Genomic DNA, 23,761 nt, shown 5'->3' on the forward strand with positions numbered 1-23,761 from the left:
CGATTTAGCTCGATCGTGTGATGGTCGGCTCGCGAGCTTGCGGCATGTTGGGCCGACCGGGTTAACGTGATCGTGCGACCTGGGACGCCGGGTACGGCGCCAGCGTGCGGGGCCCCCGCTCCACCAGAGGATGGTTCGGGGCCTCCCCGTCGCCACTGGCCGTACCCACCTGGCCAGGTCGCGCAGGGAACTGGCCTCCCAGGACCGGACCACGCACAGGATGCGTGTCGCCGCCCCGGGGCTGAGTACGCCGGGGACCAGTGCGCCCAAGACCGTTCGGGGCGTGCGACTGAACGGGCTCACCCCTGCTCAGTCTTCAGGAACGGTTGGCGTCCCCGCTGACCGCCTTGACGAAGGCGCGGCGTCCGTCGGCGGTGCGGACGCGGGTGGCCGCGCCGGGCGAGAAGCCGCCGGGTTGGGTGACGGCGTGCACGACGGGGCCACCGAGGACGTCCGCGACCGCGTCGCGTACGGGCTCCGGGAGATGCGCCCAGGGGATACGGGTGCCTGTGGCCGGTGGGGCGGAGGGGGACATGCGGTCATGGTGCGGGACCACTGAGGCGGTGCGCCAAGGGTTTTCACCGCCCGCCCGATCATCGCTCAGGGCCCTCGCGGGCACGGTCAGGATCTGGCCAACCACATAGAGCTACGCCACAGCCCGGACTTCGCCGCTCCGCCGCCGGGGGAACGCGACCTCTGACCGCAGACCTGGGGTGCGGGCGGGAACACGGACGACCGGTTCGCGCATTGAAATGAACGGCAGGGTTGTTTCGCCGGTCCCTCGGCTGCCCGGCCGGCCCGGGCCGCTGATCCACTGGCGCGAACTGTGAGGTCCGAGGACACCCAATGTGACATCGATGTGACGGCCGCATGAAACGGTTTGCCGAACCTGCGTAAGGTGCAGACAACTCATCAGAAGCGGTGCGCCACAGCAGGCGCGCACGGGAACCGGAACGACGAGCGAAGGAAGGAGCCGGAGCCATGGGCGATTACAAAGAGCAGCCCCTTCGGGTGGGTGCGGCTGTACGGCGCCGGCGCCGATCGCTGGAGCTCACTCTCGCCGTCGTGGCCGAGCGCAGCGGCCTGTCGGTCCCCTTCCTGAGCCAGATCGAGAACGAGCGGGCACGGCCCAGCAGAAGCTCCCTGGAGAAGGTCGCCGACGCCCTGCGCACCACCGCCGTCGAACTTCTCGCCGCCGCCGACCCGGCGTGCAGCGTCGATGTCGTACGCGCGGAGGGCGTCGAGTCGGCGCTCGCGCCCCAGGTACGTTCCCTGGTGCGCGGTCACCACCAGATGCACGCCTCGGAATTCACCGGGGACCACGACGCGGGCCGCGAATTCCAGTACCGCAACGACCAGTTGATGTACGTGGCCGACGGCGGCGTGGAGATCGAGGCGGAGGGCCGCGCCTACCGTCTCGGGCGCGGCGACACTCTGTATCTCACCGGCGGGGTCCGCCACCGCTGGCGGGCGACGGTGGCGGACACCCGCGTGGTCGTCGTCGCGGTGGCCGAGCACATCGAGGCGGTCCAGGACCGGCCACGCCAGTGAGGGTCGTCTCGCTCGTCCCGTCGCTCACGGAGGCCTTGGCCGCGACGCTCCCCTCCGCCCTGGTCGGCGCCACCGACTGGTGTACGCACCCGGCCGACCTGGACGTCACCCGAATCGGTGGCACCAAGAACCCGAAGGTCGACCGGATCGTCGCCCTCGCCCCCGACCTGGTGATCGCCAACGAGGAGGAGAACCGCGCCCCCGACCTGGCCGCCCTGCGCGCGGCAGGCGTCGAGGTACTGGTGACCGAGGTACGCGACGTACCGCAGGCCTTCGAGGAACTGGCGCGGGTGCTTCGGGCCTGCGGCGCGACGGTTCGACCGCGCTGGCTGGACGAGGCGGAGCGGGCCTGGTCGGCGCTGGGGCCGCCGGCGCGCCGTACGGCAGCCGTCGTACCGATCTGGCGCCGCCCGTGGATGGTGCTGGGCCGCGAGACGTTCGCGGGCGACGTCCTGTCACGCCTGGGTGTCGACCACCTGTACGCGACGCACACCGAGCGCTATCCACGCGTCCCCGTCGAGGACCTCCGAGCGGCGGCACCGGACGTGGTCGTCCTCCCGGACGAGCCGTACCGCTTCACGGCCGACGACGGCCCGGAGGCCTTCCCGGGCCTGCCGTGCGCGCTGGTCAGCGGCCGGCACCTGACGTGGTACGGACCGTCGTTGGCCGAGGCACCGCGGGTACTGGGCGAGGCGCTGCGAGCAGCTCGCCCGAGGTGACGGACGGCGGTGCCCATGTGTCCACCGTCTCGCCGGTCAACGCCCCCCGACCAGGGGGTATGTCTCTGTCAGGGCATAAGGTGTCTTTATGAGCGGCCTTGGGGAACAGCGGAACGGCCGGTCAGTGGCCGGTGGCTCGCTGGCACACCGGGTGCCGGATCTCGGGGCGCTGGAACTGCTGCTGGCGGTGGCGCGGCTCGGGAGTCTCGGCGGGGCGGCGCGCGAGCTGGGCATCACGCAGCCGGCGGCCAGCAGCCGGATCCGCTCGATGGAACGCCAGTTGGGCGTCGCGCTGGTGGACCGTTCACCGCGCGGTTCCCGGCTCACGGACGCCGGTGCGCTGGTGACGGACTGGGCGCGGCGGATCGTGGAGGCGTCGGAGGCCTTCGACGCGGGGGCTCAGGCGCTGCGGGACCGGCGGGACTCGCGGCTGCGCGTGGCGGCGAGCATGACGATCGCCGAGTACCTGCTGCCGGGCTGGCTGCTCGCGCTGCGCGCCCAGCGGCCGGACACGGCGGTGTCGCTGCTCGCGGGCAACTCGGCGGCGGTGGCGCAGCGGCTGCTGGCGGACGAGGCGGACCTGGGTTTCGTGGAGGGGCTCACCGTGCCGACGGGCCTCGACTCCGTGGTCATCGCCCACGACCACCTGATCGTGGTGACGGCCCCCAAGCACGCCTGGGCACGCCGGCGCCGCCCGCTGGAGGCCTCGGAACTGGCGGTGACGCCGTTGATCCTGCGGGAGAAGGGCTCGGGGACCCGGCAGGTGCTGGATGCCGCGCTGGGCGGGCTCGCAAGGCCGTTGATCGAGTTGTCGTCCACTACGGCGGTGAAGGCCGCGGCCGTCAGCGGGGCCGGGCCGGCCGTACTGAGCGAACTGGCCGTGGGCGAGGAGTTGGCGATGCGCCGCCTGGTGCGCGTGCCGCTGGAGGACGTGTCACTCGCCCGAGACCTGAGGGCGGTGTGGCCGACGGGGCACCGACCGGTGGGACCGGCACGGGAGTTGCTGTCGCTGACGCGGGGATAGGGCAGGCGCAAGGGAAGTGTTCCGAGCCGGTGGGCCCCACCCGGGCCGAAGCCGGGTGAGGCCCGCCTCGTCCCTCAGGACGCCTTGCCGCCGGTGGCCGGTCCGGCGTCACCGTTGAGCTTCGGCGTGCTGCCGTCGAACTCGATTCCGCGGAAGGTGATCGTGCGGCTCTCGCCGATGGTGTCGGACCACCCGCAACGGGTCCAGCCGGCCGCCGGTCCCAGGTAGTCGTGGCACTCGTAGTCCCAGACGTCGGTCTCGCCGTCGCCGAAACCCCAGCCGCCGACGGCGTGGTGGCCGTCCGCCTGTTCGTCCCGCACCCAGATGACGTCTCCCGCCTTCTGGAAACAGACGGTCACTCCCTTGCCCACCGAGCACGGAGCGCCACTGGGTGGGGCGGAGCCGTCCTTCGCCGTCTGCTTGACGGACTCGGTCGCCAGTGCGGGCGTGGCGGCCAGGACGACCGCGGTCACCATGGCCCCCGCCACTGTCAGGATCCTGCTGTTCATGATTGCCGGTCTCCTCTGCGGGCGGGTCAGGAGGTGGGAGCGATCGTCTGCGGGCTGGCCCCGTTGGGGACGATCTGGTCGCCGTCCATCGTCATGGGCCAGATGGTGATGTTCGAGTTCTCGGCGATGACGCCGGAGAGCCCGTCACACACGGTCCAGCCGGCGGCCTTGCCGGCACGGTCGTGGCAGATCTTGTCGTCGCTCGCACTGCCACCGGAGAGCCACCAGTGCACGGCGGCGTGATTCCCGTCATTGCGGGTGTCCCGCACCCAGATCTCGTCCCCGTCCTTGGCGAAGCAGCCCTCGGCCCAGCCGCCCGTCGCGCACGCCGCCCCGGCCGGAGGTCCGCCGGCCACGTTCCGTGCCGTGGAACCGCCGGCGCCGAATGCGATTCCCGTGGTCAGAACCGTGGCGAAAAAGGCAGAGCCGATTACGGTCGCAATTCTCTTCAAGATGTTTCCCCCAGCATTGGTCGAGCACAGGAGAAACTCCAGGAATATGCGTCCCGGCACCCCCGTGCAGTAATAAGCTCTCACGCCGGTCGAGAGTCGATCAACCTCTGAAGGGAACGGAACGAAGGAGCGGGTGGAATGGTTTCAGGAGCTTCACAGAAACCATTCCACCCGCACTTCCGGGGCGTGCCCGGAGGGAAGCAATCCTAAGGAGTCAGGACTCAGGCCACCGGAGCCAGCTTGTCCTCAAGTCCCGGCTGAGCGTCCAGCCACTTCCTCGCGGACGCCTTCTCCTGCCCGGCGCCTCCCTTTTGTATCTCCACCTCGAGGGAGGCGAGCTGTTCCTCGGTCAGCTTGAAATTCTTCAGCCAGCCGGAGAACTCGGGGAATTCCTTGCTGAAGCCCTTGTGCGCGACGGTGTGGATCTGTTCGCCCTTGCCCCAGGCCCCTTCCGGGTCCTTGAGCTTCTTCAGGTCGTACTTCCCGTACGCCCAGTGCGGCGTCCACAACGTCACCACGACCGGCTCACGCTTCTTGATCGACCGGTCCAGCTCCGCCAGCATCGACGACGTACTCGACGACACGACCTTGTACTCGCCCTGAAGCCCATAAGCCTTCAGGACCTTCGAGTTCAACGTCCCCATCATCCCGGCACTCGCCTCAATACCGATGATCTTGCCGCCGAACTTCTTCCCCTGACCCTTCAGATCCGCCAGCGAATCAATGCCCTTCACATACGACGGAACCGTCAACTCGAGCGACGTCGGCCCGTACCACGAACCGAGATCCTCCAACTGGCCTTTGAAGCGGTCCACGTACTGTTTGTGCGTGGTCGGCAGCCAGCCGTCCAGTTGGACGTCCATCTGTCCCTGGGCGAGCGAGGTGTAGAGGGGGCCGGGGTCGAGCTGCTCGACATTGGCCTTGTAGCCGCGGTCCTCCAGGATGTTCTGCCAGAGGTAGGTGGCGGCGATCGCCTCGTCCCAGGGGAAGTAGCCCATGTCGACCGTCTTCCCCGCGTCCTTGCCCTGCGCCTTCGCACCCCCGGCAACCGGGGCGAGCTGGTCGACCAGACCGGGGTTCTTCTTCAGCCATGTGCGCACGCCGTCCTGCTCGGCACCCTCGCCCGCGGCGCGGATGTCGTTCTCCAGGCTGGTCAGCTGCTGCTCGGTGAGCTTGAAGTCCTTCAGCCACCGCGCGACGACGGGGTCCTTCTGGCTGAAGCCCTTGTGCGCGACGGTGTGGATCTGCTCGCCCTTGCCCCAGGCCCCTTCCGGGTCCTTGAGCTTCTTCAGGTCGTACTTCCCGTACGCCCAGTGCGGCGACCACAACGTCACCACGACCGGCTCACGCTTCTTGATCGACCGGTCCAGCTCCGCCAGCATCGACGACGTACTCGACGACACGACCTTGTACTCGCCCTGAAGCCCATAAGCCTTCAGGACCTTCGAGTTCAACGTCCCCATCATCCCGGCACTCGCCTCAATACCGATGATCTTGCCGCCGAACTTCTTCCCCTGACCCTTCAGATCCGCCAGCGAATCAATGCCCTTCACATACGACGGAACCGTCAGCTCCAGTGACGTCGGCCCGTACCACGAACCGAGATCCTCCATCTGAGAGCCGTACTTGTCCCAGTACGCCTTGTGCGTCGTGGGCAGCCAGGCATCGGTCTGGAAGTCGATGTCCCCCCGGGCCACGCCGGAGTAGAGCGGGCCGGGGTCGAGCTGTTTGACGTCCGTCTCGTAGCCGCGCTCCTCCAGGAGCTCCTTCCACAGGTACGTCGTGGCGGTCCCCTCGTCCCAGGGGATGTAGCCCATGTTGATCTTCTTGCCCTGGCCGACGTTCGTGCCGGCCCCTGCGGCCTGCTGGGAGTCGTCGGAGCCGGCCAGGTTCATGCCGCCCGCGACGAGGGCGAGAACCACGACGCCGACGACCGCGACCGCGGCGTTCGGCTTGTATCGCGTGATCTTCACGCGCCCCGCGGCGACGGCGGCCGCCTTGGCCGCCGCCCGGCGGCCGAGCGGGGAGACCCGCTCGCCCAGCGCTCCGGTCATGCGGTCCAGGTACATGGCGAGGATGACCACCGCCACGCCGCTCTCGGCGGCCAGGCCGACCCGGAGCTGGGTGATCGCGGAGTAGACCTGCTCACCCAGGCCGCCCGCCCCTGCCATGCCGCCGATGACGACCATGGACAGGGACAGCATGATGACCTGGTTGACCCCGGCCATGATCGTCGGCAGTGCCAGGGGCAGCTGCACCCGGGTCAGGGTGGTGCGCGGGCTGGTGCCGAACGCGTCGGCCGCCTCGATCAGTTCGCCGTCCACCTGCCGGATGCCCAGTTCGGTCATCCGGACGCCCGGCGGCATCGCGAAGATGATCGTCGCGAGGAGACCGGGGGTGGTGCCGACGCCGAAGAACATGACGCCGGGGATGAGGTAGATGAAGGCCGGCATCGTCTGCATGACGTCGAGCACCGGCCGCAGCTGGGCACTGACCCGATCGCTGCGGGCGGCCCAGATGCCCAGGGGAACCGCGATCACGACGGTGATGACCGCGGCGACGAGGACAAGGGACAACGTGTCCATCGCGTCGTCCCACAACCCGAGTGAGTCGATCAGGGCCATGCCGACGAAGGCGAGGACACCCGGCAGCAGGCCGCGCAGCCAGCACGCGATCACGGCGAGGATGCCCGCCATCAGCAGCGGTTCTCCGCCGCCGAGTACGGCGTCGACGCCGTCGTACATGCCGCCGAGCACGGCCTTGACGACATCGAACAGGAAGCTCAGATGGGACTGCAGCCAGTCCACCAGGTCTTCGACCCAGTCACCGAAGTGGAGTCTAGGCATTCTCGATCACCTTCCCGTCGCGGGTTCCGCGCGGGTTGTCGCAGGGCACGGGCTCGCCCTGCTGGTCGCCGAGGAAGCCCACGAGGCGTTGCCTGGGAACGCGACCGACGAGTTTCCGTTTCGCGTCGACGACTGCCACGGGGTGCGTCACGCGGGCGCTGATCGCACAGAGTTCGGTGAACGGTGTGTCCGGCGTCGCGGTCTCGCAGCCGCAGCTGACCTCGTCGCCGCGTATGTCCTTGTCCATGACGGCGGACGCGGTCAGGACGCGGGAGCGGTCGACGTCCTTGATGAAGGAGGCGACGTAGTCGTTCGCGGGGCGGATCAGGATGTCCTCCGCGGTGCCGATCTGGACGATACGGCCGTCGCGCATGACGGCGATGCGGTCGCCCAGGCGCATGGCCTCGTTGAGGTCGTGGGTGATGAAGACGATGGTCTTCCTGAGCTTGCGCTGGAGCTCGATCAGCTGGTCCTGCATGTCGCGGCGGATCAGCGGGTCCAGCGCGCTGAAGGACTCGTCCATGAGGAGCAGGTCGGCGTCGGTGGCCAGGGCGCGGGCCAGGCCCACGCGCTGCTGCATACCGCCGGACAGCTCGTCCGGCCAGGACTTCTCCCAGCCGGCCAGTCCACACATGGCCAGTGCCTCGGTGGCGCGCTCCTCGCGCTCGGCGCGGGGGACGCCCTGGACCGCGAGGCCGTAGGCGGCGTTGTCGAGGACGCTGCGGTGCGGGAAGAGCGCGAAGTGCTGGAAGACCATGCTGATCTTCTTCGCGCGCACCTCGCGCAGTTCGCGGTCGGTGAGCGCGGTGAGGTCCTGGCCGTCGAAGCGGACGTGCCCGGCGGTCGGCTCCAGGAGGCCGTTGAGCATACGCAGCAGCGTGGACTTGCCGGAGCCGGACAGCCCCATGACGACGAAGATCTCGCCCGGTTCCACGGTGAAGGAGGCGTCGACCACCGCCGCGGTGGTGCCCTCGGCGCGTAGTTCCTCCCGGTCGGCCCCCTTTTGGACCTGCTCGACTGCGTCGTCCGGTCGTTTTCCGAACACCTTGTAAAGCCGTTCGGCCTCAAGTCTGGCTGACACGCGTACCTCTTGTCTCGACGGCAGAAAAGGAGACGAAGGGCCGCAAACTGTTGAATGCGCAACCGGTATCGCTCCGAGGCGGCGCCTGCCCGCATGCCTTCAGGTCAAACGCACGCGTGCTCCAGTTCACATGACGTTTACCTCCGCCCATAAGGTCGCCGTCGACGGCCGGTGTCGGTGCCGTACGGCATGATGCGAGGCGTGACCGGACGACTGATGCTCCTCGACACCGCCTCGCTCTACTTCCGCGCCTACTTCGGCGTGCCGGAGTCCGTGAAGTCCCCGGACGGCACACCGGTGAACGCCGTGCGCGGGCTGCTGGACTTCATCGACCGCCTGGTCAAGGACCATCGTCCGGACCATCTGGTGGCGTGCATGGACGCGGACTGGCGGCCGCAGTGGCGGGTCGAGTTGATCCCCTCGTACAAGGCGCATCGCGTCGCCGAGGAGCACGAAGCGGGCCCGGACGAGGAGGAGGTGCCCGACACGCTGTCGCCGCAGGTGCCCGTCATCGAGTCCGTCCTCGACGCGCTCGGCATCGCGCGCGTGGGCGTGGCGGGATACGAGGCGGACGACGTGATCGGCACGTTCACCGCGCGGGCCAAGGGCCCGGTCGACATCGTCACCGGCGACCGCGACCTGTATCAACTGGTGGACGACGCACGGGGGGTGCGCGTTCTCTATCCCCTCAAGGGCGTCGGCTCGTTGCAGCTCACCGACGAGGCCGTGCTGCGTGAGAAGTATGGGGTCGACGGCAAGGGGTACGCGGATCTGGCGCTGCTGCGCGGCGATCCGAGCGACGGCCTGCCGGGCGTGCCCGGAATCGGCGAGAAGACGGCGGCCAAGCTGCTGGCCGAGTTCGGTGACCTGGCCGGGATCATGGCCGCGGTGGATGATCCGAAGGCCAGGCTCACGCCGTCGCAGCGCAAGCGCCTGGACGAGTCACGGCCGTATCTGGCGGTGGCGCCGAAGGTCGTCAAGGTGGCGGACGACGTCCCGCTGCCGGACGTCGACACGGTCCTGCCGCGTACGCCGCGCGATCCCGCGGCACTGGAGGCGTTGGCGGCTCACTGGGGACTGGGGGGATCCTTGCAGCGACTGCTCGCGACTCTTGTGGCGTAATCGAAGATCTCGTGGCGCAATCGAAGATCTCGCCGTCGCCAGCGACATGCGCGGCCAGAAGAAGCAAACTTCTGCCCAAGAGGTCGAGAGACCTCTTCTGTGGGGGGCTTTACCGAGGGGGAAGGTGCTAACTTAGGTAAGCCTAAGCACAGGGACCAGGGAGGCCGCCATGGCAGAACGACCGGGACGCACGCCGCGGAAACCCCACTCCGCGCAGGTCATCCGTACCGAACGGCTGACACCTCACATGCAGCGCGTGGTGCTGGGCGGCGAGGGCCTGGCCGACTTCTCGGCGGACACCTGCACCGACCACTATGTGAAGCTGCTGTTCCCGGCCGGAGGCGCGACCTATCCCGAGCCGTTCGACATGGAGCGCATCCGTGAAGAGTTCCCGCGCGAGCAGTGGCCCGTGACGCGGACCTACACGGTGCGTGCCTGGGACCCCCGACATCGCGAGCTGACCCTCGACTTCGTGATCCACGGCGCCGAGGGGCTCGCCGGACCGTGGGCCCTGCGCGCCCAGCCGGGCGAGACCGTGTGGTTCATGGGCCCCGGCGGCGCCTACGCCCCCGACCCGGCCGCCGACTGGCATCTGCTCGTCGGTGACGAGAGCGCGCTGCCCGCGATCGCCCGTTCCCTGGAGGCGCTGCCCGACGGCGCCCGCGCCCATGCCTTCGTCGAGGTCGCCGGGCCGGAGGAGGAGCAGAAGATCGACTCCGATGTGTCGGTCGTCTGGCTGCACCGCGGCGACCGGCCCCTCGGCGAGGCCCTGGCCGAAGCGGTACGGGCGCTGGAGTTTCCCGAAGGGCGCGTGCACGCGTTCGTGCACGGCGAGGCGGCCTGGGTGAAGGAGCTGCGCCGGCTGCTGCGGGTCGAACACGGGATCCCGCGCGAGGACCTGTCGATCTCCGGCTACTGGCGTCTCGGCCACAACGAGGACGGCTGGCAGGCCACCAAGCGGGACTGGAACGCGCGGATCGAGGCGGAGCAGGAGGGGGCGGCACCTGCCGCCTGAACAGGATTTAAGCCACCTGAACAGGCTTTAAGGGGCGGCACCCGCAAGGGGTGCCGCCCCTTCACTGTGCCCAGCCGGCCCGAGCGGCGCAGAGCGTGAGGACTTGGGCCCGCACCGGACACGGCGACGTGACGCGAGCGAAACAGCCTCTCCCTAATTTCTGTCACTCGACAGGAATTCTGTTTCCCTCCCGCTCCCCTGCGCCGAAGGCAGGTGCCGCCGTGACCACCACCACCCCCTCCGACGTGCGTCCCGACCCGCCGCACTCCCCCGACGACCGCTCGCTCACCGCGTTCGGCTACCGCCAGGAACTGCACCGCAGCCTGGGCCGGTACGCGTCCTTCGCGGCCGGGTTCTCCTTCATCTCCGTTCTGACCACCGTCTTCCAGTTCTTCGCCTTCGGGTACGCGTTCGGCGGCCCCGTCTTCTTCTGGACCTGGCCGGCGGTACTGGTCGGGCAGCTCCTGGTGGCCGCCTGCTTCGCCGAACTGGCCGCCCGCTACCCGATCTCCGGCGCCATCTACCAGTGGTCGTCGCGTCTTTCGAACCTCACCTTCGGCTGGTTCGCCGGCTGGATCATGGTGATCGGGCAGATCGTGGTGGTCGCCGCGGCGGCACTGGCACTGCAGCTGGTGCTGCCCGCGATCTGGTCCGGCTTCCAGCTGATCGGCACCGACTCGGCGGTCACCTCGGCCGACGGCGCGGCCAACGCGGCCGTCCTCGGCGTGATCCTGCTGGCGCTGACCACCCTGGTGAACGTCCTGGACAACCGCGTGATGTCGGTGATCAACCGCGTCGGCGTCACCGCCGAGATCATCGGCGCGATCCTGATCGTCGTCCTGCTGCTCACCCACTCCGAGCGCACCCCCGGCATCACCTTCCACACCGAGGGCGCCGCCCAGTCCGGCCTGTTCGGAGCCCTTCTCGTGGGCTCGTTCGCGGCGGCGTACGTGATGATCGGCTTCGACAGCGCGGGCGAGATGAGCGAGGAGACCCACCACCCGCGGCGCACCGCGCCCCGCACCATCCTGGTCGCGCTCGGCGCGGCCGGCCTGCTCGCCATGCTGATCGTCCTCGGCGGCCTCCTCGCCGCTCCCAGCCTCACCGACGGACATCTCGCCGTCGACGGCCTGAGCTACGTCCTCACCAGCAGCCTGGGTGACGGTGTAGGCCGCGTGCTGCTGGCCGACGTGGTGGTCGCGATCGCGGTGGCCACCCTGGCGATCCAGACGGCGGCCTGCCGGATGCTCTTCTCCATGGCCCGCGACGGCCAGCTCCCCTTCTCCCGCCGTCTCGCCAAGGTCAACCCGCGCACCGGTATGCCCAGCGCCCCCGCCCTGGTGGTCGGAGTCCTCGCGGCGGCCCTGCTGCTGCTCAACTTCGGCTCCCCGGAGGCGTTCCTGGCCATCGGCACGACCTGCATCGTGATGCTGTACCTGGCCTACGCGATGGTCACCGGCCCGCTGCTGGTCAGCCGCCTGCGCGGGCGCTTCACCACCGACGGCACGGACGAGACGGGCGCCCGGCTGTTCTCCCTCGGCCGGTGGGGTGTTCCGGTCAACGCGCTGGCCCTGCTGTACGGCCTGTTCATGACCGTCAACCTGGCCTGGCCGCGCGCCGCGGTGTACGACCCGGCGGGCGGGCACTGGTACTTCCAGTACTTCACCGTCCTCTTCCTGGGCATCACCATCGTCCTGGGCGTGGCCTACCGGGCGTACAAGGCCCGTACGGTGGTCGCACCCGAAGCTCCCGAAGCCGTCCCGGTCTGAGCAGCGCTTACGCTGGCGGTGATGAGACGCAAGACCCGGATCCCGCCCTCTCCCCTGCCGCAGCGCGAGGGGGTGGATCCGGTGCGGGTGCGGCTGCCCGTCGAGGGGGCATGGACCACCGTGCGGGAGCATCTGGTGGAGCGGCTGTCCGGAGCGGGTGACGGCGTCGTCGACAGGATGCTCGACGCGGGGCAGGTCGTCGGGGCGGACGGGCGGGCGGTGGCGCCGGACGCGGCGTTCGTGCCGGGGATGTTCGTGTGGTTCCACCGGGAGCCGGCGGCCGAGGTGCGGGTGCCGTTCCCGTTGGGGGTCGTGCATCGCGACGAGCACATCGTCGTCGTCGACAAGCCACACTTCCTGGCCACCACCCCGCGCGGCAGCCACGTCACCGAGACCGCGCTCGCCCGGCTGCGCCGGGAGCTGGGCCTGCCCACACTCAGCGCGGCGCACCGCCTTGACCGGCTCACCGCCGGACTCGTGCTGTTCACGGTGCGGCCCGAGGAACGCGGTGCGTACCAGGTGCTGTTCCGCGACCGGCGGGTGCGCAAGGAATACGAGGCCGTCGCGCCGTACGATCCCACGCTCACCCTGCCCCGGACGGTGCGCAGCCGGCTCGTGAAGGAGCGCGGAGTGCTGGCCGCGTACGAGGTGGAGGGTGAGCCGAACGCCGTCAGCCGCGTCGAGCTGGTCGAGCACCGCGAGAACGGGGCCGACGGGCTCGGCCGGTACCGGCTGGTGCCCGCCACCGGGCAGACCCATCAGCTGCGCGTCCACATGAACGCGCTCGGCGTGCCGATCCTCGGCGATCCGCTGTACCCGGTGGTGACCGGCCCCGTGCCGGCCGGTGACTTCCGGCGTCCGCTCCAACTGCTCGCGCGGAGCCTGGAGTTCACCGACCCGGTCACGGGGGCGGAGCACCGGTTCCGCAGCGGTCGGGTCCTTCAGGCGTGGACGTCGTACGACGCCTGGGCCGCCGGTCAGTAACCGCGCAACCAACGCAGGAAGCGCCGCCAGGCGCCCTGGGGCCGGGCCGGTTCCGGGGTCGGCGCGGGCTGCGTCGGGACGGCGGCCGGCTGGGGCTCCGCGACCGCCGCGGGCGCCGGCTTCGGCTCCGGCTGGTGGGTGCCGATCTGCCAGGCGGGCCGCTGGGGCGGGACCGCGGCAAGCCCCGGCTTGGCCTTCACGTCCTGCTGCGGCTTCGGCTCGAACCGGACCGGCAGTTCCACCAGGTGGCGGGAGGCGATCGACTCCGTCCAGGTCAGCTCGTCCTCGTCGCAGTCGAGCTCGACGTCGGGCAGCCGCATCAGCAGGGCGTCGACGCCGGTGTCGGCGATGGCACGGCCGATGTCCTGGCCGGGGCACTCGTGCGGGCCGCCGCCGAAGGCGAGGTGGGAGCGGTTGCCCTGCATGTGGGCGGACAGGTCGGGACGCACCCGCGGGTCGACGTTGCCCGGGGCGATGCCGAGGAGCAGCCCGTCGCCCTTGCGGATGCGCTGGCCGCCGAGCTCCGTGTCCTGCTTGGCGTAGTAGCCGAGGACCGTGCTGAACGGCGGCTCGTTCCACAGAGACTGCTCGACCGCCTCCGGCACCGTCATCTGGCCGCCGTTCAGCTGGGCGCGGAAGCGCGGGTCGGTGAGCACCATGCGCAGCACGTTGGCGATGAGGTTGGCGGTGGCCTCGTACGCGGCGATCAGCACGAGCCGCAGGTGCTCCCTGACCTCGTCGTCGCTGAGCCCCGCCGGGTGGTTGATGAGGTGGGAGGTGAAGTCGTCCTCGGGCCGGGCGCGGCGGCGGGAGGTGAGCCGGCCGAGGGCCTCCATGATGTAGGCGTTGCTGGCGATCGCGGTCTCGGTGCCCCGGAGCATGTCCCGGGCGGCCTGCACGATCCGGTCGTTGTACTCGTTGGGCATGCCGAGGATCTCGCACATCACGGCCATCGGCAGGTGCTCGGCGAACTGGCTGACGAGGTCGGCGGCGCCCTCTTCGCAGAACCGGTTGACCAGGCGCTGGGTGTGCCGGTTGATGTGGCGGCGCAGGATCCGGTGGTCGATGGTCGACGTGGCGCCGGTGACCGCGCCGCGCAGCCGAAGGTGCTCGTCGCCCTCCGCCATGGCGCAGATGGGCTGCCAGGCGAAGTGCGGCATGAGCGGGTGGTCGGGCTTGACCATGCCGTCGACGAGCGGCGCCCAGGTGCGGCTGTCCCGGCAGAACTGCGCGGGCGAGCGCACCATGTGCAGGTTCTCGGTGTGGCCGAGTACCACCCAGATGGGCACGTCGTCGTGGAGCAGCACGGGCGCCACCGGGCCGTGTTCCGCCCGGAGTTTCTCGTACAGGGACCGGAGGTCCTCCGCCTCGGGGCCGTAGAGCCGTGTCAGTCCGCCGGGGCCGCGGCCGTGGGCGGGACAGCCGGGCGGCGGTCCGAGGCTGGGGTCCGTACCGGTCGGGGAGTGGGATTCAGGCGTCACAGTGGTCGCTCCGCGGTGCATCCGGTGTCTGTGTGTGTCTGTGGCTGTGGCTGTGTCTGGGGACGAGGAGTGGGTACGGCGGTCACCTCAGCGCGCCCGTCATGGCGAGGCCGTGCAGGAAGCGCATGAGGGTCATCAGGGTGTCCCGGCTGGAGGCGCGGCGGCGCGCGTCGCACTCGACGATGGGGATGTCCTCGCTCAGGTCGAGCGCGGTGCGCAGCTCCTCGATGGGGTAACGGGGCGCGTCCGGGAAGGAGTTGACGGCGACGACGAAGGGCACGCCCCGCTCTTCGAGGCGGCCCATCACGTCGAAGCTGACCTCCAGCCGGCGGGTGTCGATCAGCACGACGGCGCCGAGCGCGCCCTCGAACAGCCCGTTCCACAGGAACCAGAAGCGCTCCTGCCCGGGGGTGCCGAAGAGGTACAGCACGAGCTGGTCGGTGATGCTGATGCGGCCGAAGTCCATCGCCACGGTGGTGGCCGTCTTGGACTCGGAGCCGTAGTTGTCGTCGACGCCGACGCCGGCCTGCGTCATGGTCTCCTCGGTGGTCAGCGGTTTGATCTCGCTGACCGAGCCGACCATGGTCGTCTTGCCGACGCCGAAGCCGCCGACGATGACGATCTTCACCGCGGCCTCGGCGGTGTGCGGAAGGTGGTCCTCGGTACGTGGACCCGTGATGGTGTCAGAGCTTTTGAAGTCCATGCATCACCGCTTCGAGGAGGGAACGGTCGGCCAGCGCCTGGCGGATGATCGGGGCGCGCGCCGTCACCAGTTCGGCCGTCAGCAGCTCGGTGACCAGGACGCTCACCACGCTGAACGGCAGGCTCAGATAGGCCGACAGCTCGGCCACGGACAGGGGGGCCGTGCACAGCCTGAGCAGCGCCGCCTGCTCGGGCGTGGCGGAGCGCGGCGGGTCGGCGCGCGCCACGATTAACGTGACCAGGTCGAGTTCGGTGCGCTCGACGCCGTCGGGCCCGGTGATCACGTACAGCCGCTCGGGGTTCTTCTTCTGGCCCTCGGGCGGTTGATCCCCGTCCTGCGCGGGTTGCTGTGGGGGCTGAGGTTCCGGTTCCTGCTTGGCGTAGCGCCGCCTGCGTTGCGGAGGAGTCATACGCTCTGCCCGTTACGCCTCGGCGGGCTGGTCAGATGCGCGCCGATCCGGACCACCAGGTCGCTCATGCGGGCGCTCATGAAGCCGGGTTCGGCGCGCACGTCGGAGAGCACCGCGAGAAAGGCGTTGGGGCCCGCGGCCATCAGGTAGAAGTAGCCCCTGTTGATCTCGATGAGGACCATCTTCATCTCGCCGTCGCTGCCCGGGATCTCCTGGGCGACGGCGCTCGCCAGGCTCTGCAGGCCCGCGCAGGCCGCGGCGACGCGGTCGGCGGTGTCCGGGTCGCCGCCGTGGCGGGCGATGCGCAGGCCGTCGGCGGAGAGCACCACGATCATCTGGATGCCCGGTACGCCTTTGGCGAGGTCCGTGAGCATCCAGTCGAAGTTGCCTCGCTGCTGGATCACTTGAGGTCCCCCTCGTTGTCGGCCTCGGCGTGGGCCGTTTCGTTGGTCGGCTGGGTGTATTTGCTCGGGTTCTTGAGTCCGTCGAAGAACGCCTGGACCCAGAGGCCCGGTGGGGGTTCGGGTGCCTTGTCCTCGGGCTCCGGCTCGGGCTCGGGCTCGCGCTTGGCGGTCGACCAGATGGTCGGCTGGCCCTCCCGTTCGGCCTGTTCGATGGCTGCCTGCTCGGCGTACCGCTGGGTGAGCGAGGTCTTGACCCGGCTGCGGCGCTGCGGCAGACCGTTGGCGGTCCACTCGGTGACCTCGGGGACGTCGTCCTCCAGGGAGACCGGCGTCACGAACTTGGGGCTGGTGGGGCGGCGCAGCTTGGGCCTGCGCTTGGGACCCGGGAGGGCGCCGGGTTCGGGGGTGGGCAAGGCCGTGGCGCCGATGCCGTGGGCGAGTCCGACACCGGGCTCGGAGGTGAGCATGTTGCTCGGCACGACGAGGACGGCACGGACTCCGCCGTACGCGGAGGAGCGCAGGGAGACCTTCATGTCGTACGTACGGCAGAGCCGGCCGACGACGGCCAGGCCCAGTCGCGGGGATTCGCCGATGTCCTGCAGGTCGACGCCCGCCATGGCGCGCTCCAGCATGCCCTCGGCGCGGGCGCGGGCCTCCTCGCTGAGGCTGACGCCGGAGTCCTCGATCTCGATGGCGACGCCGGTCTGCACCTCGGTGGCGGTGACGTGCACCTTGGTCTGCGGCGGCGAGTAGCGGGTGGCGTTGTCGAGGAGTTCGGCCGCGGCGTGGATGACGGGTTCGACGGCGGTGCCCTTGACGTTGACCTTGGCGATGGAGGTCAGGTCGATGCGGCCGAACTCCAGGATCCGGGACATGGCGCCGCGCAGCACGCTGTACAGCGCGACGGGCTCGGGCCACTGGCGGCCCGGGCGGCCGCCGCCGAGCACGGAGATGGAGTCGGCGAGGCGGCCGATCAGCGCGGTGCCGTGGTCGATGCGCAGCAGGTCGTCGAAGACCTCGGGGTTGCGGCCGTGGTCCTCCTCCATCTCGCGGAGTTCATTGGCCTGCTGGTGGACGATCGCCTGGACGCGCCGGGCGATGTTGACGAAGGAGCGCTGCGTGGCGTCGCGCAGTGTCTCTTCCTGGTCGACGATGTCGAGCACCGTCCGGATCAGCGACACCTGGGCTTCGGGGAGGTCGCGCCAGGCGGGGTCCATGTCGCCGAGTTGGAGAATCACCTCTCTGGGGGAATGCCCACCGCGCAGATAGTGGAGCGCGGTCGGCGCGATCTCCTTCGCGAGGCGGGTCATCTCGTCGTCGTGGGCGGCGATGCGCCGTTCCAGATACGCGGTGTGACGGGCGTGGTCCGCTCGCTCCTTCCGCAGGGTGCGGCCGCGGCGCACCGTTTCGGCTGCCGTCGCGATCACCATGAGCGTGGCGACGGCGCCGCACCAGCCGACAGCCACCCGGGCCGGCTCCGTCACCACGGCGACGGCGGCCCCGGTCGCCGCGGCCATCACTATGCCGGGCAGCAACAACACGCGCGCGTAGGAAAGTTCACGGCGACCTGGAGGGGATTGAACACTCACCATGTGGGCCCTCTGAAACAAATCGGCTGGGAGTCGGGGGAGCTTGCAGGGGGGTACGTCATGGATCTGTCGGATCTTCGGTATTTTCGGGAACAAACGCACGAATACATCTCAACTCGGTGCGCTGCGGGCGAGCTTAGTCCGACAGGATCATCGCCGTGTCATATTCAGCAAGCGCCTGAAATGGGGCGGACGAGGCGAGTACGCTCAGCTCATTTACACGCTCGGGGTTCATTCGCACACGCTGCGTCTCGGCGTACAGGCATGCGAAAACCACTCACCGTGACGGGTGAAGAAGCCCGGAACCGGGCTCTGGATCGTTACCCCGCTCAGACCCCGGCGATGCGCGAGGCCGCGTCCGCCGCCGCTTCCGCGAACGCCGACACGGGCCGCTCGGGATCGGAGCGGTGCACGAGGATGACTCCCTCGATCAGCCCGAACACCAGGTCCGTCCGCAGGTCGAGCTCGCTCTTGGCGAGCGCGCCGCCGGACCGCGTCGCGGCGAGCAACTGCCGGTAGGCGTCCTTGAGTTCGGCCCGTACGGCATGGAAGCCGGCGAACCGCTCGGCGCGCACCTCGGGCAGCAGGTACAGGACGCCGAGGTTGTGCGGCCCGCCGCACAGCACCTCCACGTCGGCCCGGCACAGCTCCCACAGCCGGTCCTCGGCCGGGGCCGTGTCGTCGGCGAGGAGTTCACGGGCGTACGCCAGCGAGGGCGTGACGGTGGACTCCAGGAGCTCGGCGAGCAGCTCCTCCTTGCCGGAGACGTAGTGGTACATGGACGCCTGGCGCATTCCGGCACGCTCGGCGACGGCACGGGTGGACGTGGCCGCGTAGCCGAGGGTGGTGAACAACTCCGCGGCGGCCGCGAGGAGCTCCTCGCGCGGCTCGAGACCGCTGTCCGGCCGCTGCGCGGCCCGCGGCCTGCCGACCCGCCGGCTCCGGTCTCCACCCGCTGTCCCCATGTGTTCGATCCTCGCACACCGCCCCGTACGGCGATCTTGGTGAGGGTCCGGTAACCGAGCGGCAACCGGTCGGCAATGCCCGCGACCTGCCCCACCCCTAATTTCTGTCGAGCGACAGAAATTAGCAGAGACCGACTGCCGGAGGTGCCGGTATGGCGACAGAGACCACGTACGGAGCCCGCGCCCATGCGCGAGCCCAGGAGGGCACGCGCACCGAGGCCATGCCCGTCGTGCCGGCCGCGAACTGGCCGGCCCCGCCCTGCGAGGCGGGCCACCTGGTGTGGGCCGAGACGGTGGCGGGCGGCAACTACACGCACCGGGTGCTGGCCCGCGGAACCGAACTGCGCCTGACCGACCTGCGCGGCGACGCCTGCGCGCATCTGCTGCTGTACGCGGCCGACCGGCCCTGGGAGCGGCTGAACGTCGCCGACACGGTGAAGGTGCAGTGGAACGCCTACCTGGGCGAGGGCCAGTTGCTGCTGTCCGACCAGGGCCGGGTGCTCGCCTCGGTGGTCGCCGACACCTCCGGCCGGCACGACGCCCTCTGCGGCACCTCCACCCTCGTCCGCAACACCGAGCGGTACGGCGACGGCACCCCTCAGGGCCCCTCCCCCGCCGGGCGCGAGCTGTTCAAGCTGGCCGCGGCGAAGAACGGCCTGGAACCCCGCGACCTGCCGCCGTCCCTCTCCTTCTTCCAGGGCGTGGAGGTCCGCGAGGACGGCGTCCTCGACTTCACCGGCTCGGCCGGCCCCGGCGGCAGCGTGACACTGCGCGCCGAACAGGACGTCACGGTGCTCGTCGCCAACGTGCCCCACCCGGCCGACCCCCGCCCCGAGTACGTCAGCACCCCGCTGGAGGTGCTCGCCTGGCGTGCGGAGGCCACCCGGCCCGGCGACTCGCTGTGGGACGCCACACCCGAGGGCCGCCGCGCCTTCCTGAACACCGCCGAATTCCTTGCCGCGAGGGGGCTCTCATGAAGTCCGTCGTTCCCGCCCGCGCCGCCTGGTCGTCCGTGATCCGCGCCGGCGAGACCCTCACCATCACCGACCTGCACGGCAACCAGGCCGTCGACTTCCTCGTCTACGACGCCCACGACACGTCCGTGCGCTACAGCGCCCCCGACACGATCCACGCGCAGGGCGGCATCTTCCTCACCACGGGCAGCGTGCTGCTGTCGAACGAGCACACTCCCCTGATGACGGTCGTCGCGGACGACGTGGGCCGGCACGACACGGTCGGCGGCGCCTGCTCCAAGGAGTCGAACACCCTCCGCTACGGCCACCACACGTGGTCGCAGCACGCGTGCGTGGACAACTTCCTCGCCGAGGGAGCCAAGCACGGCCTCGGCAAGCGCGACCTCGTCTCCAACATCAACTGGTACATGAACGTGCCGGTCGAGAAGGACGGCACGCTCGGCATCGTGGACGGCCTCTCGGCGCCGGGCCTGTCGCTCACGCTCCGCGCCGAACGGGACGTGCTGGTCCTGGTCTCCAACTGCCCCCAGATCAACAACCCGTGCAACGGCTTCGAGCCGACGGCGGTGGAGATGACGATCACCGAGGCGGCGATCGACGAGGCGGCGATCAGCGAGGCGGGCGCATGACCTTCGACACGCTGCTGGTCGCCAACCGGGGCGAGATCGCGGTCCGGATCATCCGTACGGCCCGTGAGCTGGGCCTGAGGACGGTCGCCGTGTACTCCGACGCCGATCGCTCCGCGCCCCACGTCCGGCTCGCCGACCAGGCGGTACGGCTCGGCCCGGCGCCGGCGAAGGAGTCGTACCTCGACGCCGACCTGGTGCTGAAGGCGGCCAAGGACACGGGCGCGGGCGCGATCCACCCCGGCTACGGCTTCCTGTCCGAGGACGCCTCGTTCGCGCGGCGGTGCGAGGAGGCCGGGATCGTGTTCGTGGGCCCCACGCCCGAGCAGCTGGACCTGTTCGGTGCCAAGCACACGGCACGGGCGGCGGCCGAGGCGGCGGGAGTGCCGCTGGCACCGGGGACGGGGCTGTTGCCGTCTGTGGCGGAGGCTCTTTCCGAAGCGGCGCTCATCGGCTACCCCGTCATGCTCAAGGCCACCGGCGGAGGCGGCGGTATCGGCATGTCGGCATGTCGTTCCGCCGACGATCTGACAGAGGCCTGGGAGCGGGTGCAGCGCGTCGCCGCCGCTTCCTTCTCCTCCGCCGGCGTCTTCCTGGAGCGTCTCGTCGAACACGCCCGCCATGTCGAGGTGCAGGTCTTCGGCGACGGCGAGGGCCGGGTCGTCACTTTCGGCGACCGCGACTGCTCCCTCCAGCGCCGCAACCAGAAGGTGCTGGAGGAGGCGCCCGCGCCAGGGCTGCCCACGCACGTGCGTCGGCAACTCGCTTCCAGCGCCCGCGACTTGTGCGCCTCCGTCGGCTACCGCTCCGCCGGAACCGTCGAGTTCGTCTACGACGCCGCCCGCGAGGAGGCGTACTTCCTGGAGGTCAACACCCGCCTCCAGGTCGAGCACCCCGTCACCGAGGAGATCTACGGCGTCGACCTGGTCGCCTGGATGATCCGCCTGGCCCTCGGCGAGACGGACGTCGTCCGCGAACCGGGCCCACCGCACGGCCACGCCGTCGAGGCCCGCCTCTACGCCGAGGATCCCTCACGCGAACACCGGCCCAGCGCGGGCCTGTTGACGCGGGTCGAGTTCCCGCCGGGCGTGCGTGTGGACGGCTGGGTGGAGACGGGCACCGAGGTGACGACGTCGTACGACCCGATGCTCGCGAAGGTCGTCGCGTACGGCCCGGACCGGGCGCACGCCCTCGCGCGCCTGGACGAGGCCCTGGCCCGCACCCGGGTCGACGGCATCGAGACGAACCTGGGCCTGGTGCGGGCGGCGCTCGCGGACCGGGACTTCACGCGGGCCGCGCACTCCACGGCGACGCTCGCCTCCGTGAGCGATCCGACCCCGCGCATCGAGGTCGTCTCCGGCGGAACCCTCACCACGGTCCAGGACTGGCCGGGCCGCACCGGCTACTGGCAGGTCGGCGTGCCGCCGTGCGGCCCGATGGACGATCTGTCCTTCCGGCTGGGCAACCGGGCGCTCGGCAACCACGAGGGGGCGCCGGGGCTCGAGTGCACGCTCCAGGGGCCGTCCTTGAAGTTCACCCACGCCACGACCGTGTGCGTGACGGGTGCGCCGGCTCTCGTCACCGTGGACGGTGCGCCGGTCGCGCGGTGGGAGCCGGTGACGGTGCCGGCGGGGGCCGTACTGGAGATCGGCGCACCCCATGAGCACGGCCTGCGGACGTACGTGCTCTTCGCCGGAGGGCTCGACGTTCCGGCCTTCCTGGGCAGCGCGAGCACCTTCACGCTGGGCCGGTTCGGCGGGCACGGCGGGCGGGCGCTGCGCACGGGGGACGTCCTGCACAGTGGGACGGTCGTCGCGGGCACGCCGGTGTCTTGCGAGGACCGCCCTGATTTCGCTGCCGTGTGGCACGTCGGCGCCGTCGAAGGCCCGCACGCCGCACCGGAGTTCTTCACCGAGGACGACATCCACGACTTCTACGCCGCCGACTGGAAGGTCCACTTCAACTCCGCACGGACAGGCATACGGCTCGTCGGCCCCAGGCCGCGCTGGGCACGCACCGACGGCGGCGAGGCGGGCCTGCACCCGTCCAACATCCACGACACCCCGTACTCCGTCGGCGCCGTCGACTACACCGGCGACATGCCGGTGCTGCTCGGCCCGGACGGGCCGTCGCTCGGCGGGTTCGTGTGCCCGGCGACGGTTCTGAGCACCGAGCGATGGAAGCTGGGGCAGCTGCGCCCGGGCGACACGGTGCGCTTCGTGCCGGTCGATGTGTCGGGCGGAAGGCGGCCCGCCATCGTGGACGGCGGCATCCTCGCCCAGGACGGCGACGTGACGTACCGCCGCAGCGGCGACGACAACCTGCTGGTCGAGTTCGGCCCGATGCAGCTCGACCTGGCCCTGCGCATGCGCGTCCACGCGCTGATGGAGGCGGTGGCCGAGCAGGGCCCGGACGGGATCACCGACCTGACCCCCGGCATCCGCTCCCTCCAGATCCGGACGGACCCGAACCGCCTGCCGCAGCACGACCTCCTCGCCGCCGTACGGGAGATCACCGCGGCCCTCCCGCCGTCCGACGAACTGGTCGTCCCCTCCCGCACGGTCCACCTCCCCCTGTCCTGGGACGACCCGGCGACCCGCGAGGCGATCGCCCGTTACATGGCGGGCGTCCGCGACGACGCGCCGTGGTGCCCGTGGAACATCGAGTTCATCCGCCGCGTCAACGGCCTGGAGTCGGTCGAGGACGTCCACCGCACGGTCTTCGACGCGGAGTATCTGGTCCTGGGCCTGGGTGACGTGTACTTGGGCGCCCCCGTGGCCACCCCGCTCGACCCCCGCCACCGCCTGGTGACGACGAAGTACAACCCGGCCCGCACCTGGACGGCCGAGAACTCGGTCGGCATCGGCGGGGCGTACCTGTGCGTCTACGGCATGGAGGGCCCGGGCGGCTACCAGTTCGTGGGCCGTACGACCCAGGTGTGGTCGGGCTGGCAGCAGCGCGGCGCGTTCGAGCCGGGCTCGCCCTGGCTGCTGCGCTTCTTCGACCGCATCAGGTGGTATCCGGTGGACGCGGACGAACTCCTCGATCTGCGCGCCGACATCACCTCCGGGCGTTTCGTGCCGCGCATCGAGGAGGGCACCTTCTCCCTCGCCGAGTACCAGGGCTTCCTCGCTGAGAACGCCGAGTCGATCGGGGAGTTCAGGTCCCGGCAGCAGGCGGCCTTCGCGGCGGAGCGGGACGCGTGGGAGGCGGCGGGCGAGTTCACGCGCGCCGAGGCGGCGGCCGCACCGGCGGCTCCTGCGGCGGAGGTGACCGTGCCCACGGGCGGCCGTCTGATCGAGGCCGAATTCGCCGCGTCCGTATGGCAGTTGAACGTCGAGCCGGGCGACGAGGTCACCGCCGGGCAGCCGCTGCTCGCCCTGGAGGCGATGAAGATGGAGTCCAGGGTGCACGCGCCGATGGACGGCGTGGTGGCTCAGATCCTGGCCAGGCCGGGCGACCAGGTGGAGGCGGGGACGGCGCTGGTCGTCCTGGCCCCGGCCGCGAACTGAAAGTCGAGGAACCCCCGATGTCCAGC

At 70.3% G+C, this 23,761-nt stretch carries 20 protein-coding genes and 1 pseudogene; 10 read left to right on the forward strand and 11 right to left on the reverse strand.

From position 1 onward, the window contains the following. Positions 1-331: 331 nt before the first annotated feature. A pseudogene (locus tag Q4V64_RS09900) lies at positions 332-535 on the reverse strand (aminoglycoside phosphotransferase family protein); the annotation flags it as partial. A 446-nt stretch (positions 536-981) separates the two neighbouring features. On the opposite strand from Q4V64_RS09900, the gene Q4V64_RS09905 reads away from it, so the two are divergent. The 3 genes from Q4V64_RS09905 to Q4V64_RS09915 all read left to right on the forward strand — a co-directional run bounded on the left by Q4V64_RS09905 (position 982) and on the right by Q4V64_RS09915 (position 3,294). After that, a complete protein-coding gene (locus Q4V64_RS09905) occupies positions 982-1,551 on the forward strand; it encodes an XRE family transcriptional regulator (protein WP_124443678.1) in 570 nt (189 codons plus the stop codon). Continuing rightward, positions 1,548-2,270 carry a helical backbone metal receptor gene (locus Q4V64_RS09910; protein ID WP_124443677.1) on the forward strand — a complete coding sequence of 241 codons (723 nt, stop codon included), beginning with the start codon at positions 1,548-1,550 and terminating at the stop codon, positions 2,268-2,270. Before Q4V64_RS09905 ends, Q4V64_RS09910 begins: the two co-directional genes overlap by 4 nt. A gap of 88 nt (positions 2,271-2,358) precedes the next feature. Beyond that, entirely contained in the window at positions 2,359-3,294 is a 936-nt protein-coding gene (locus tag Q4V64_RS09915; RefSeq protein WP_124443676.1) for a LysR family transcriptional regulator, read from the forward strand. A gap of 74 nt (positions 3,295-3,368) precedes the next feature. Here the strand turns inward: Q4V64_RS09915 and Q4V64_RS09920 are convergent, their stop codons facing one another. From Q4V64_RS09920 to Q4V64_RS09940, 4 genes are all read right to left on the reverse strand, one after another. Next, entirely contained in the window at positions 3,369-3,803 is a 435-nt protein-coding gene (locus Q4V64_RS09920) for a hypothetical protein (RefSeq protein WP_124443675.1), read from the reverse strand. A gap of 26 nt (positions 3,804-3,829) precedes the next feature. Next, the gene (locus Q4V64_RS09925) at positions 3,830-4,159 is read right to left on the reverse strand and encodes a hypothetical protein (protein ID WP_172629476.1); all 330 of its coding nucleotides are present in this window, start codon (positions 4,157-4,159) and stop codon (positions 3,830-3,832) included. Between the two features lie 317 nt (positions 4,160-4,476). Then, positions 4,477-7,101: an ABC transporter permease/substrate binding protein gene (locus Q4V64_RS54890; RefSeq protein WP_348540798.1), complete on the reverse strand. Its 2,625-nt coding sequence runs from the start codon at positions 7,099-7,101 to the stop codon at positions 4,477-4,479. Continuing rightward, entirely contained in the window at positions 7,094-8,182 is a 1,089-nt protein-coding gene (locus Q4V64_RS09940) for a betaine/proline/choline family ABC transporter ATP-binding protein (protein WP_124443673.1), read from the reverse strand. The genes Q4V64_RS54890 and Q4V64_RS09940 overlap by 8 nt, the downstream gene beginning before the upstream one ends. A 177-nt stretch (positions 8,183-8,359) precedes the next feature. On the opposite strand from Q4V64_RS09940, the gene Q4V64_RS09945 reads away from it, so the two are divergent. The 4 genes from Q4V64_RS09945 (at position 8,360) to Q4V64_RS09960 (ending at position 13,072) form a co-directional block, all read left to right on the forward strand. Continuing rightward, a complete protein-coding gene (locus Q4V64_RS09945) occupies positions 8,360-9,304 on the forward strand; it encodes a 5'-3' exonuclease (protein WP_124443898.1) in 945 nt (314 codons plus the stop codon). 169 nt (positions 9,305-9,473) lie between these two features. Beyond that, positions 9,474-10,319: a siderophore-interacting protein gene (locus Q4V64_RS09950; protein ID WP_124443672.1), complete on the forward strand. Its 846-nt coding sequence runs from the start codon at positions 9,474-9,476 to the stop codon at positions 10,317-10,319. A gap of 221 nt (positions 10,320-10,540) precedes the next feature. Next, positions 10,541-12,088 (forward strand): amino acid permease, encoded by a 1,548-nt coding sequence (locus Q4V64_RS09955; protein WP_124443671.1) that lies wholly within the window; start codon positions 10,541-10,543, stop codon positions 12,086-12,088. A gap of 21 nt (positions 12,089-12,109) precedes the next feature. After that, complete coding sequence (locus Q4V64_RS09960; protein ID WP_124443670.1) at positions 12,110-13,072, forward strand: RluA family pseudouridine synthase; 963 nt, start codon at positions 12,110-12,112, stop codon at positions 13,070-13,072. On the opposite strand, the gene Q4V64_RS09965 is transcribed toward Q4V64_RS09960, so the two are convergent. The 6 genes from Q4V64_RS09965 to Q4V64_RS09990 all read right to left on the reverse strand — a co-directional run bounded on the left by Q4V64_RS09965 (position 13,066) and on the right by Q4V64_RS09990 (position 18,623). Continuing rightward, on the reverse strand, positions 13,066-14,553 hold the full coding sequence (locus Q4V64_RS09965; protein ID WP_124443669.1) for a cytochrome P450: 1,488 nt from the start codon (positions 14,551-14,553) through the stop codon (positions 13,066-13,068). The two genes, Q4V64_RS09960 and Q4V64_RS09965, sit on opposite strands and share 7 nt — an antisense overlap. Before the next feature lie 82 nt (positions 14,554-14,635). After that, the gene (locus Q4V64_RS09970) at positions 14,636-15,256 is read right to left on the reverse strand and encodes an ATP/GTP-binding protein (protein WP_124443668.1); all 621 of its coding nucleotides are present in this window, start codon (positions 15,254-15,256) and stop codon (positions 14,636-14,638) included. After that, a complete protein-coding gene (locus tag Q4V64_RS09975; RefSeq protein ID WP_124443667.1) occupies positions 15,237-15,665 on the reverse strand; it encodes a DUF742 domain-containing protein in 429 nt (142 codons plus the stop codon). The genes Q4V64_RS09970 and Q4V64_RS09975 overlap by 20 nt, the downstream gene beginning before the upstream one ends. Further along, on the reverse strand, positions 15,662-16,069 hold the full coding sequence (locus tag Q4V64_RS09980) for a roadblock/LC7 domain-containing protein (protein ID WP_095752668.1): 408 nt from the start codon (positions 16,067-16,069) through the stop codon (positions 15,662-15,664). Before Q4V64_RS09980 ends, Q4V64_RS09975 begins: the two co-directional genes overlap by 4 nt. Next, positions 16,066-17,661, reverse strand: a complete 1,596-nt coding sequence (locus tag Q4V64_RS09985) for an ATP-binding protein (RefSeq protein ID WP_172629475.1) — start codon at positions 17,659-17,661, stop codon at positions 16,066-16,068. The genes Q4V64_RS09980 and Q4V64_RS09985 overlap by 4 nt, the downstream gene beginning before the upstream one ends. Positions 17,662-17,987: 326 nt before the next feature. Beyond that, positions 17,988-18,623 carry a TetR/AcrR family transcriptional regulator gene (locus Q4V64_RS09990; protein ID WP_124443665.1) on the reverse strand — a complete coding sequence of 212 codons (636 nt, stop codon included), beginning with the start codon at positions 18,621-18,623 and terminating at the stop codon, positions 17,988-17,990. Between the two features lie 152 nt (positions 18,624-18,775). On the opposite strand from Q4V64_RS09990, the gene Q4V64_RS09995 reads away from it, so the two are divergent. The 3 genes from Q4V64_RS09995 to Q4V64_RS10005 are packed head-to-tail and all read left to right on the forward strand — an operon-like array spanning position 18,776 to position 23,735. After that, positions 18,776-19,600 (forward strand): urea amidolyase associated protein UAAP1, encoded by an 825-nt coding sequence (locus Q4V64_RS09995; RefSeq protein WP_124443664.1) that lies wholly within the window; start codon positions 18,776-18,778, stop codon positions 19,598-19,600. Next, positions 19,597-20,226 carry an urea amidolyase associated protein UAAP2 gene (locus tag Q4V64_RS10000; protein WP_124443663.1) on the forward strand — a complete coding sequence of 210 codons (630 nt, stop codon included), beginning with the start codon at positions 19,597-19,599 and terminating at the stop codon, positions 20,224-20,226. The genes Q4V64_RS09995 and Q4V64_RS10000 overlap by 4 nt, the downstream gene beginning before the upstream one ends. Beyond that, the gene (locus tag Q4V64_RS10005) at positions 20,223-23,735 is read left to right on the forward strand and encodes a 5-oxoprolinase/urea amidolyase family protein (protein ID WP_124443662.1); all 3,513 of its coding nucleotides are present in this window, start codon (positions 20,223-20,225) and stop codon (positions 23,733-23,735) included. Before Q4V64_RS10000 ends, Q4V64_RS10005 begins: the two co-directional genes overlap by 4 nt. Positions 23,736-23,761 lie beyond the last annotated feature (26 nt).

This window comes from Streptomyces sp. NL15-2K (genome assembly GCF_030551255.1).
GTDB lineage: Bacteria > Actinomycetota > Actinomycetes > Streptomycetales > Streptomycetaceae > Streptomyces.

Bases quoted from the DNA above. Each gene is read 5' to 3' on its own strand.
- Q4V64_RS09905 (WP_124443678.1), top strand. From the start codon at position 982: ATGGGCGATTACAAAGAGCAGCCCCTTCGGGTGGGTGCGGCTGTACGG.
- Q4V64_RS09915 (WP_124443676.1), top strand. From the start codon at position 2,359: ATGAGCGGCCTTGGGGAACAGCGGAACGGCCGGTCAGTGGCCGGTGGC.
- Q4V64_RS09920 (WP_124443675.1), bottom strand. From the start codon at position 3,803: ATGAACAGCAGGATCCTGACAGTGGCGGGGGCCATGGTGACCGCGGTC.
- Q4V64_RS54890 (WP_348540798.1), bottom strand. From the start codon at position 7,101: ATGCCTAGACTCCACTTCGGTGACTGGGTCGAAGACCTGGTGGACTGG.
- Q4V64_RS09950 (WP_124443672.1), top strand. From the start codon at position 9,474: ATGGCAGAACGACCGGGACGCACGCCGCGGAAACCCCACTCCGCGCAG.
- Q4V64_RS09960 (WP_124443670.1), top strand. From the start codon at position 12,110: ATGAGACGCAAGACCCGGATCCCGCCCTCTCCCCTGCCGCAGCGCGAG.
- Q4V64_RS09970 (WP_124443668.1), bottom strand. From the start codon at position 15,256: ATGGACTTCAAAAGCTCTGACACCATCACGGGTCCACGTACCGAGGAC.
- Q4V64_RS09975 (WP_124443667.1), bottom strand. From the start codon at position 15,665: ATGACTCCTCCGCAACGCAGGCGGCGCTACGCCAAGCAGGAACCGGAA.
- Q4V64_RS09985 (WP_172629475.1), bottom strand. From the start codon at position 17,661: ATGGTGAGTGTTCAATCCCCTCCAGGTCGCCGTGAACTTTCCTACGCG.
- Q4V64_RS09990 (WP_124443665.1), bottom strand. From the start codon at position 18,623: ATGGGGACAGCGGGTGGAGACCGGAGCCGGCGGGTCGGCAGGCCGCGG.
- Q4V64_RS09995 (WP_124443664.1), top strand. From the start codon at position 18,776: ATGGCGACAGAGACCACGTACGGAGCCCGCGCCCATGCGCGAGCCCAG.
- Q4V64_RS10000 (WP_124443663.1), top strand. From the start codon at position 19,597: ATGAAGTCCGTCGTTCCCGCCCGCGCCGCCTGGTCGTCCGTGATCCGC.
- Q4V64_RS10005 (WP_124443662.1), top strand. From the start codon at position 20,223: ATGACCTTCGACACGCTGCTGGTCGCCAACCGGGGCGAGATCGCGGTC.